This is a genomic window from Phaeobacter sp. CAU 1743 (assembly GCF_039839315.1).
Taxonomy (GTDB): domain Bacteria; phylum Pseudomonadota; class Alphaproteobacteria; order Rhodobacterales; family Rhodobacteraceae; genus Phycobacter; species Phycobacter gallaeciensis_A.
In genome coordinates, this window is the sequence record NZ_JBDOQR010000108.1 from 1 (window position 1) to 8,780 (window position 8,780).

General features: G+C 54.3%; 7 protein-coding genes and 1 pseudogene. 2 read left to right on the plus strand and 6 right to left on the minus strand.

Annotated features, from left to right (window positions below; genetic code table 11):
* A partial coding sequence (locus tag AAFO90_RS23105; protein ID WP_347510938.1) for a hypothetical protein occupies positions 1–216 on the plus strand: 216 nt, incomplete at its 5' end.
* 74 nt (positions 217–290) lie between these two features.
* Here the strand turns inward: AAFO90_RS23105 and dctP are convergent.
* From dctP to AAFO90_RS23130, 5 genes are read right to left on the minus strand one after another with little or no spacing between them, the layout of a single operon-like run.
* Positions 291–1,394: a TRAP transporter substrate-binding protein DctP gene (gene dctP / locus AAFO90_RS23110; RefSeq protein WP_347510939.1), complete on the minus strand. Its 1,104-nt coding sequence runs from the start codon at positions 1,392–1,394 to the stop codon at positions 291–293.
* Positions 1,395–1,435: 41 nt separating this feature from the next.
* Positions 1,436–2,746, minus strand: a complete 1,311-nt coding sequence (locus AAFO90_RS23115; RefSeq protein ID WP_347510940.1) for a TRAP transporter large permease subunit — start codon at positions 2,744–2,746, stop codon at positions 1,436–1,438.
* Positions 2,743–3,318, minus strand: coding sequence for a TRAP transporter small permease (locus tag AAFO90_RS23120; protein WP_347510941.1), 576 nt, complete (start codon positions 3,316–3,318; stop codon positions 2,743–2,745). The genes AAFO90_RS23115 and AAFO90_RS23120 overlap by 4 nt, the downstream gene beginning before the upstream one ends.
* A complete protein-coding gene (locus tag AAFO90_RS23125; protein WP_347510942.1) occupies positions 3,318–5,384 on the minus strand; it encodes a hydantoinase B/oxoprolinase family protein in 2,067 nt (688 codons plus the stop codon). Before AAFO90_RS23125 ends, AAFO90_RS23120 begins: the two co-directional genes overlap by 1 nt.
* A gap of 11 nt (positions 5,385–5,395) precedes the next feature.
* Complete coding sequence (locus tag AAFO90_RS23130; protein WP_347510943.1) at positions 5,396–7,444, minus strand: hydantoinase/oxoprolinase family protein; 2,049 nt, start codon at positions 7,442–7,444, stop codon at positions 5,396–5,398.
* Between the two features lie 303 nt (positions 7,445–7,747).
* Between AAFO90_RS23130 and AAFO90_RS23135 the strand changes: the two genes are divergently transcribed.
* Positions 7,748–8,536: an IclR family transcriptional regulator gene (locus AAFO90_RS23135; protein ID WP_347510944.1), complete on the plus strand. Its 789-nt coding sequence runs from the start codon at positions 7,748–7,750 to the stop codon at positions 8,534–8,536.
* A gap of 36 nt (positions 8,537–8,572) precedes the next feature.
* On the opposite strand, the pseudogene AAFO90_RS23140 reads toward AAFO90_RS23135, so the two are convergent.
* Positions 8,573–8,780, minus strand: a pseudogene (locus AAFO90_RS23140) (dehydrogenase); the annotation flags it as partial.

An 8,780-nucleotide genomic window follows, 5' to 3' on the forward strand; every position in this document is an offset into this window, starting at 1 on the left:
GGAAGTATAGGTATTCTTGGTCATGGCGTGATCTCCCTGGCGGTTGCTGCCGCCGGTTGGGTGGGTGGATGTTCACCCGGAGATTACGCCGCCTTCAAATTTCCACCAACTCCGAGACACGACCGCGCTTCCAACCTTCGAAGTCATTGCAATATCCAATCGTGGTACCGGTTTCGGGTTAGTGCTGAGCTACGTGAACAGTTCAACCTGATCTGATTGGACCCGGCTCCTTAGGCGGCAACATCGGTGAAGGGACCTCTGCTGACAGTCGGAAAACCGGGTCCAAACTGTTACTCGGAGACTTTCGAGAAGACTTCGTTTGTCAAAAGCTCTTTAAAAGCATCAGCATCACCTTCGACGCCTTCAACCAAACGGTTCCACCGCTCCAAAGCTTCGATGTGTCTTGCAACGATACTGGCGGCGTCCGCCGAACCACCAAGTTTTATGATGTCATTTGCAACAGCGTCCTTCTCACTTGCGCGGAAACTATCCATCGCAGCAACAAAGTCAGCATCCGGCTTCCAGAAGACAATTCCTTTGTCTTCACCAGCCTTGCGAGCAGCAATTTCCTGGTCAGCATAATTCTTGGTGATCAGCGCGATACGTTCTGGAATCGCTGAAATCATGGCTTCGCGGTTTTCAGGTTGCAGCCTCTCTAGGGACCGTTTGTTGAAAATAAACTCACCCAGTCCATGATAGCTCCCAATGGGTTGATCCACGATTGTGTGTACGGAATCGATCAAACCAAGCGTCTGAAGCCATGCAAGATTGCCGACAGCGCATTCAACCTGCCCCTGCTGAAGAGCCGGGCCAACCTCACTTGCCGGAAGAGAGACAGGAACCGCACCAATCGCATTGATCATACGAACGGCAAAACCGCCGGTTACCCGGATCTTGCGGCCAGCCAAATCCGAGAACTGCTCGATCGGGTCAGCGCACATCAGATACCAGGGTGACGCAGCGTGGCCACCCAGCCAGACGGAATTCATCCGATCCAGATCCGCGATACACTCTTCACAATCAAGCATCATGGTTTCGTTGGTTGCACCGGTAGCAGCCCAGAAATTATTCGCAAACGGCAACAGTTCCGGCAACATCGCTACATGTGGAATTTCGCTAGAGTTCAACGTCGGAACAATAAAACCACCGTCCACAACACCATCGCGGATACCGCCTAGTGTCGCCTGCCCTCCGAGCATCTGCCCCCCGACAAAAACCTGCGTATCCAGATCGACGCCATCCACCGCAGCAAGCCCATCAAAGAACTCCTGCGCTTCGACTGCTTCGATTGCCAAGGGCGGCATAAACGAGTTGTAGGTAAGCCGGTCCGCGCTTGCCGCAGATGCCAAACCTATCAGGGTCGCAACACCCAAAGCTTTGTACGAATTTAACATTTATTTTTCCTCCCTGTAACAGACCGAACATTCCGGCCTTTCTAAAGCCCCATGAGTTCTGGCAGCGATAAAACAATCCCGGGAAAGGCAATCAGAAGACCGATCACCACCAAGTCCACAACCAAGAACCACAGAACACCTTTGAAGATCGTCGAAAGCGTTACATCGGGGCCGACCAACGACTTCACGGCAAAGACGTTCAACCCAACCGGGGGCGACATCAGCCCAATTTCGACGAACTTAACGATAAGAATGCCCATCAAGGTCAAATCCAGACCAACCGTGTTAAACACAGGCAGCATGATCGGCAGCGTAAGGAACAACAGGCCAAGCGGATCCAGGAACATGCCAAGCACCAGGTAGCACGCACCACATATCAGGATGACCGCAAGTGGCGAGATATCCGAAGCCGCCATGAACTGGGCCAAAAATGTGGGCAGGCCAGAGAAGGCTAGGAAGCGGGTCAACAGGACCGCACCCAGAACGATGAAAAACAACGTCGCCGTGCCGACCAGTGCATCCCAGAAGCTGTCCTTGATTACCCTCCATGACAACGCCCTATTTGTCCAAGCGATCAAGAAAGTAAGCGCCGCGCCAAATGCTCCGGCCTCGGTGGCGGTTACAAAGCCGCTGTAGATACCGCCAATCACACTAAGCACCAGAATGGGAAGCGGCCAAATGCCTATGGTGACCCGCCAGCGGTCGGACCAAGTAGCCCTCACCTTATCACGCGGCGCAAGGCTTGGATTCAGCTTGGCACGGATGATAATCATCAACGCAAAAGCAAGGGCCGAAACAATCCCCGGAATGATCCCAGCAACGAAAAGTTTGATGATTGATGTCTGAGCAAAGACCCCAATTAGGATCATCAGGACGCTTGGCGGGATGAGCGACCCCAATGTTCCGGCAGAGGCAACAACACCGGTCGCCAAACCCATATCATAGCCGCCCTTTTTCATCTCGGGCAAGGCGATCCGACCCATTGTCAGGGTTGTTGCAAGACTCGACCCGGATGCTGCGGCGAAAGCCCCGCAAGCAAAATTCGTCGCCACCGCTACGCCGCCAGGAAGCCAACCTAACCAGATCCGCGCCGCGTCGAAAAGTGCCGTCGTCAACCCTGAACGGAAAGCAAGCGCCCCCATCAGCAAGAACATTGGGATTGCTGATAGCTCCCAACTGGCAGCCGTTTCGTACGGTATAAGGCTGAGAATGCTGAACGCCGCGTGCCAACTTGTCAGAATCGCAATCCCGACAAAAGCGACCAGACCCAAGGCAAGACCAATCGGCACACGCAGCGCGATCATAAAGAGCGCGACACCCATACCCCAAAAGCCGATTGCAAGTGAACTCATGAGTTTACGCCTCTTTGAGTTTCTTTTTTCCGGGCGGCTTCGATATTGCGTCCATAATGAAGGAAACGCGTAAAGTGAGTGATCAGCGCGAGACCAGAAACCAGGACGACCAAACCCATGGCCAGCACAGGTATCCATCGGGCGGGCCAAGTCGGCAGAAAAAAAGAAGATGTCTGGATTTGTTCGTGTATTTCGGTCGCCCGCAACGCCTCGACTCCGGTCCGCCACGCTAACAGAGCACCATAGATTCCCATCAGTATTGCCGTTAGAAAATCCAGCAATATGCCTACACGCGCTGACAGCAGGTCACTCAACAAGCTGGCACTGATATGCTGATCCGTGGCCTGAACAAAGGCGAGCGGAAGGAATATCAAAGCAACCATATAGTAACGCGAAACAATCTCGGTAGTTCCAGACAACGGCACTCCCACGACATATCGCAAGGTGACATCCGCAACCACGTGCAGTACCATCAGCGCCATCAAGATGCCTCCCAGCATGACGGCAAGCTCGCTGATTCTCCTTGAGCGGTGAAACAAATGATTGAACTGGTTTGTCGCTGAATCTTGCATCACGACGCCTTTGAAATACCATGGTGGGCAAGGCTTTCATCCCCTTGTGTCGCCACATGATACGCGATTCCCGCTGGAACCGTTTCCGTCCAGCAAAGATCAACATCCGCAGCCGACAATGGACCGCCACGCTCTTCTCCCAATGCGTTGGCCGCTGTCCAAAGCCTTGTGCGCATCGAAGCGCGCAAGGGGACGGGCAAAGAAAACACTTTCTGGATCAGGCGCGCCCACGCCTCTTCTGTCCAGACGGATTCGTAAGCGTCACGCTCTGGACCAAAACAAAACATCTCCGGCTGCCGGGACGGCATCGTGTCGTGACGAAGCTGTGCAGTTGCGGCTTGGTCAATCACACCATCCTCAATCACAACGCTATAGAGTGCGCGCGCCGCCTGTTTCGAGATCAAACCATTCAACAGATCTTGAAGCACGTGCTCGGGATCTCGCTCATGGGAGTGGCCATACCCGCCACCGCCAGGTGTCAGAATGCGCAAGACATCACCGCAATCCACCTGAAGTGAATCGATTTTATCAAGCGGCTCAAACTCTGAACGTCCGGCCCGTTTGATGAAAACGGCTGCACGTTCTCCACACTTGCCGCCCATCAAACCCCACGGCCGAAAGCGGTGACGTTCCTGTCCGCGCGCGGTGACCAGGCAATCGTGCTCCAGCACCTCAAACTCGAAAATGATGCCAAGCCCGCCACGGAACTTGCCCGCGCCACCCGAATCGGGCCGCAATGCATATTTCAAAATGCGAACACCAGAAACATTTTCCACGATCTCAATCGGGCTGTTGCGCAAATTGGCAATATCGACCACATCGCGCGCGTTTAGCCCATCACCATCTTCGTGCGCACCGGTACCACCAACCATTGGCTCCAGCACATTGACCTTCAGCCCGCCTTTGACCAGATCAGGCTCGGTAAACACGATAGGCGCGATATAGCCCGCCCCTGCAGCCGGAATCGCACCGGGAAAAGCCTGCGCCAGCGCGCCTCGAATGGTATCCTGTACCCGCACGCCGGTGGTCGTACGCAGTCCAACTGCTGCGGGCGCTGTACAATTCACCACCGATCCAGGCTGGGAAATCACACTGACAGATCGCATAAGCCCGGCATTCACGGGAATATCACGGTCAATGGTCAGCAACACGAACATAATTGTATAGACCAGCCAAGGATGGGCCGCCCCATCGGAATAGATATTGAACGCTGTTCTGAGTTGAGAATCCGATCCTGTGAAGTCCAACTCGATTTCATCGCCCTGAATAGTCAACGCCACGCAGAACTTGATTGGAATGTCGGACACCACATCATCGTCAAGGTAATCCGCAAAGTGGTAGGTGCCATCGGGAATATCCCGTATCACTGCCCGAGCGCGCATTTCGCTGTATTGCAAAACGTCATACATCGCGTCCACGAAGCCGTCCCGACCATATTTATCGACACTCTCCTGGACCCTCTGATCTGCGACACGCAATGCTGTCACCATGGCTTTCAAATCGCCCCAGTTGTCATGCGGCACTCGGCAATTGCACAAAATCAGGTCTATCAGTTCCTTGTTGAGCGCACCTGCCCGATACAGATAGGACGGCGGAATACGGATCCCTTCCTGATATATTTCGTAACTTGAAGGCGAAAGGCTACCAGCGACCCGCCCGCCGACATCTGTCGAATGCACGTAGGAATACGCAAAGCAAACCAACTCTCCATCGTGAAAAATCGGAGACAGCAGACTTATGTCGGGCAAGTGCGAAGATAGGCCTCCACTGCTGTACGGGTCGTTGCAGATCAGGATATCGCCTTGCTCGAAACGCTCGAACGATCCGATCACTTTCTTGAAATTCAGGTTGGCAAACATGGTGATCCCAATGCTATGCGGATACCCGAATATCTCGCCCTCAGGGGTCACCAATGCCACACCGAGATCTGCCGTTTCATTCACGAACGCGGTATGCCCCGTGCGCTGCAACGAATATCCCATTTCCTCGGCGATCGAACGGAAACGCTGTACGAAAATATCTAGTTGCGCTGAGTCTGTACGCAAAGACGAAATTTTTCCGGTCATGTTCATGTCCTCTACTTCGCGCGCGTCAAAAGAAGGTTTCCAGCGGTATCGCAATGTGCCGTGAAGCCTGCTGTCACAACGGTTGTCGTATCGAATTGTTCGATAACCGCCGGGCCGGTTATCATGTCGCCTGCGCGAACATCACCTCGCTGGAATATGTCAGCCCGGTGCGCCTGCCCCCCATGAAAGATTGTTCGATTGCCTGTGGAGACAAGTTTCTCGCCCGATTGCCGCTCCGCGACCGGCGGCAACGCAGGTTTTGGCCGACGGCCGATCACCTTGACCCGCAGTGAAACCAGCTCCACGGAAGCTGACAAGTCACTGTTGTGATAGAGTTTCTGATAGGTCTCGTGAAAAGAACTTGCCAAATGCTCTGGCGTCAATGCGCTTGCATCAATATCAGCCGGCAATGTCACATCCACATCGAACGCCTGACCGCCATACCGCATGTTCGCAGAGCGGACGATTTCCACACGCTCGATAACGGGGTTCTCCTCTCTAAGACTTGCCCGCCCCTCTTGTTCAAGCTCCTGATAAACGTTTTGGATCGTGCCTGTGTCGAGTTCGGCGAGAGGCCGCCGCAGGCTTCTGATGTAATTATATTGATAGTCCGCAATTGTCGCACCAAGAGCACACATCGTCCCCGGGGATGGCGGCACCAAAATCTGTCCGATGCCGACCTCTTCTGCCAACAGGCACGCATGGGTTGGTCCGGCACCACCAAATGCGATCAGCGTGAATTCACGCGGATCAAGCCCGCGCTTGGTCATCATCGGCAAGATCGCACTCGTCATTGTCGCCGTTCCCAAGCGAAGGATTGCTTCGGCGGCCTCTTCAACTGTGCTATTCAATCGTTGCGCAATACGCTCAACTGCAGCCAGCGCGTTCTCTCGCTTCAAGCTCAGCGATCCGCCAGCGAATTTCTCTGGATCCACATATCCGGCCACCAGATAGGCATCCGTTACGGTTGCTTCTGTCCCGCCCCGTCCATAACAGGCGGGCCCTGGCTCTGCACCAGCACTCTGTGGGCCTAGTTTCAGGATACCGAACGGATCGAACCACGCGATGGAACCGCCCCCGGCACCCACAGCAAATACATCTACTGTTGGCATGACGATGGGAAAGTCGCCGATCTCTGCATCGGTGGAGTAGACCGGCTCTTTTTCTCGTATGATCGAAAAGTCAGCGCTGGTCCCGCCGATATCCAATGTTACCGCATCTCCGACACCGCTCAACGCAGCAACATAAGCGGCGCCCACGACGCCAGATGCTGGGCCTGACAGCATGGTGTTCACTGGCTTTGCCTTCGCGCTCGAGGCGCTCAAGACCCCGCCGTTAGATTGTGTAATCTGAAGTGCCGTTTGAAGGCCGACTTCCTTCGTGTCGATGACGAGATTGTCCACATAGCGGCTCATGATCGGCTGCACATATGCGTTGAGGGACGAAACGCTGGCGCGTTCGTACTCACGGATCTCAGACCAGAGATCGGACGAGCAAGACAGGTAAAGATCAGGGCGCCTTTCACGAACCCTCATCGCAAATTTTTTTTCAACCGCATCGCTTTTGTATGCGCCAAGCAAGCAAATTGCGACACTCTCTACATCCGAAGACAAACTATCGAGCACCTCATCCAAGGCCTCTATCCCGGCATCAGGTTCTGCATCATCCCCACGAACCGGGATCTCAAAAACATCTCTCCGTTCTACAAGAGTAGTCGGCAACGCTGCCTTGAGATTAAAGATGTCCTTCTTCCGCAGGCGCGCGATTTCCAGAATATCTCCATTCCCCTCACTGACGATTAATGCACACCGCGCCCCTCGGCGCTCCAGAACTGCATTCAGCGCAATCGTCTGTCCGTGCACGAAATAGGAGATTTCTTGCGGGGTACTACCGACTGAAGACATCAGTTCCTGAATACCATTCGCGACCGCCTGCGATGGCGAAGACGGCGTACTCGCGACCTTGTGGGTATGAGATGCGGAGCCGTCAAGAGCCAGAAGGCTCAGATCCGTAAAAGTTCCACCGATGTCGATGCCAAGCTGAAAGTGTCCGTCGCCCACATTGCCCTCCCAAGCGCCGCGTTTCTTTATTCGTAATATATTTATGCAAAGCGTAATTCGTCAACACCAAAAACCGCCAGTTATCTGCGACGGGGGATTCACGCAGGGATGGCTCGATCTGACACCTGCAAGGCATTGTATTTGCAACAACACGCCTTTACCTGCCGCCGCACTGAACTGCGTTTGGGGAGTTGACCAAAGTAAGCGCGAGTGCGAAATATAACTCTCTCGACCCGGAATCATACGCCTTTGGGGCCTCCAAAGAGCGTCATAACATCTGGCGATGGAATCAAAGGAATTGGGATGGAAGGCAAAGGTAATCCGCGCCAACATGTGCAATCCGTAGTCGTTGGCACTCGGCTCCTTGAAGCATTGATACGACGCAACAATGCAATGTCCCTTTCCGAGATTGCCAAAGTCGCGGACATGGCCCCAGCCAAAGCACACCGTTACCTCGCAAGCTTCGTGGAAACGGGCCTCATCAAACAAAGCGTATTGACCGGACTCTATGACCTTGGCCCTCTCGCCTTGGATCTCGGCCTCGCCGCCATTCGACGCCTTGACGTCGTTGAGCTCGCTCACTCCTTCATGGTCGAGCTCGGCGAAGAAACCGGCGAGACCACATCTCTTTCCGTTTGGGGAAATTTTGGAGCGACGCTTGTGCGCTGGATTCCAAGCAACGCGCCAGTCAATATCACAGTAAACGTTGGCTCTGTGCTGCCGCTTCTTACATCATCAAACGGCAGAGTATTCGCCGCCTACCTGCCTGCTGAGATCATAGATCCGCTAATCCATATGAATCTAGCGAACCACAGCGATGAGCTGAATCAGCAAGGGATCTATTCGCGTGCCGATGTCGACCGGATTCTGCAAGATGTTCGCGACAAAGGCCTTGCGGCAGCCACTGGTATGGTCGTCCCCGCAATCGCATCGGTAAGCGCCCCGATATTTGACCGCACCAATACCGTCGTAGCCGCCCTCACGATTGTCGGGATCACGGGTATGATTTCGACAGATGAGGACAGTGAAATCAGTCGTGCACTCCTGGGCAAGGCCTCTCTACTTTCGAAAGCTCTGGGCGCTGTCATCTGAACCCAAGCCAGTTTGAGCATCAAACAAGACGGCTTGTTAAGGCTCGAGGCGGTCGATTTTTTCTCTCCATTTTTTTTCGACATCGGGGTTTCTGGTGTATTTTGGTGTTTCTGCGCGCATGATGCGTGTTGCGTTTTCGACGAGGACGTCGGGCATGACCGTGTAGAGATCAATGGTGTGGCCCAGGATATGCGGGGTGAGGATCACCCGGTCGAGGCCGCGCAGCGGGTGGTCGGCGGGCAGC

Coding starts and splice junctions, on each gene's coding strand:
- dctP (WP_347510939.1), bottom strand. CDS start 1,394: ATGTTAAATTCGTACAAAGCTTTGGGTGTTGCGACCCTGATAGGTTTG.
- AAFO90_RS23115 (WP_347510940.1), bottom strand. CDS start 2,746: ATGAGTTCACTTGCAATCGGCTTTTGGGGTATGGGTGTCGCGCTCTTT.
- AAFO90_RS23120 (WP_347510941.1), bottom strand. CDS start 3,318: ATGCAAGATTCAGCGACAAACCAGTTCAATCATTTGTTTCACCGCTCA.
- AAFO90_RS23125 (WP_347510942.1), bottom strand. CDS start 5,384: ATGACCGGAAAAATTTCGTCTTTGCGTACAGACTCAGCGCAACTAGAT.
- AAFO90_RS23135 (WP_347510944.1), top strand. CDS start 7,748: ATGGAAGGCAAAGGTAATCCGCGCCAACATGTGCAATCCGTAGTCGTT.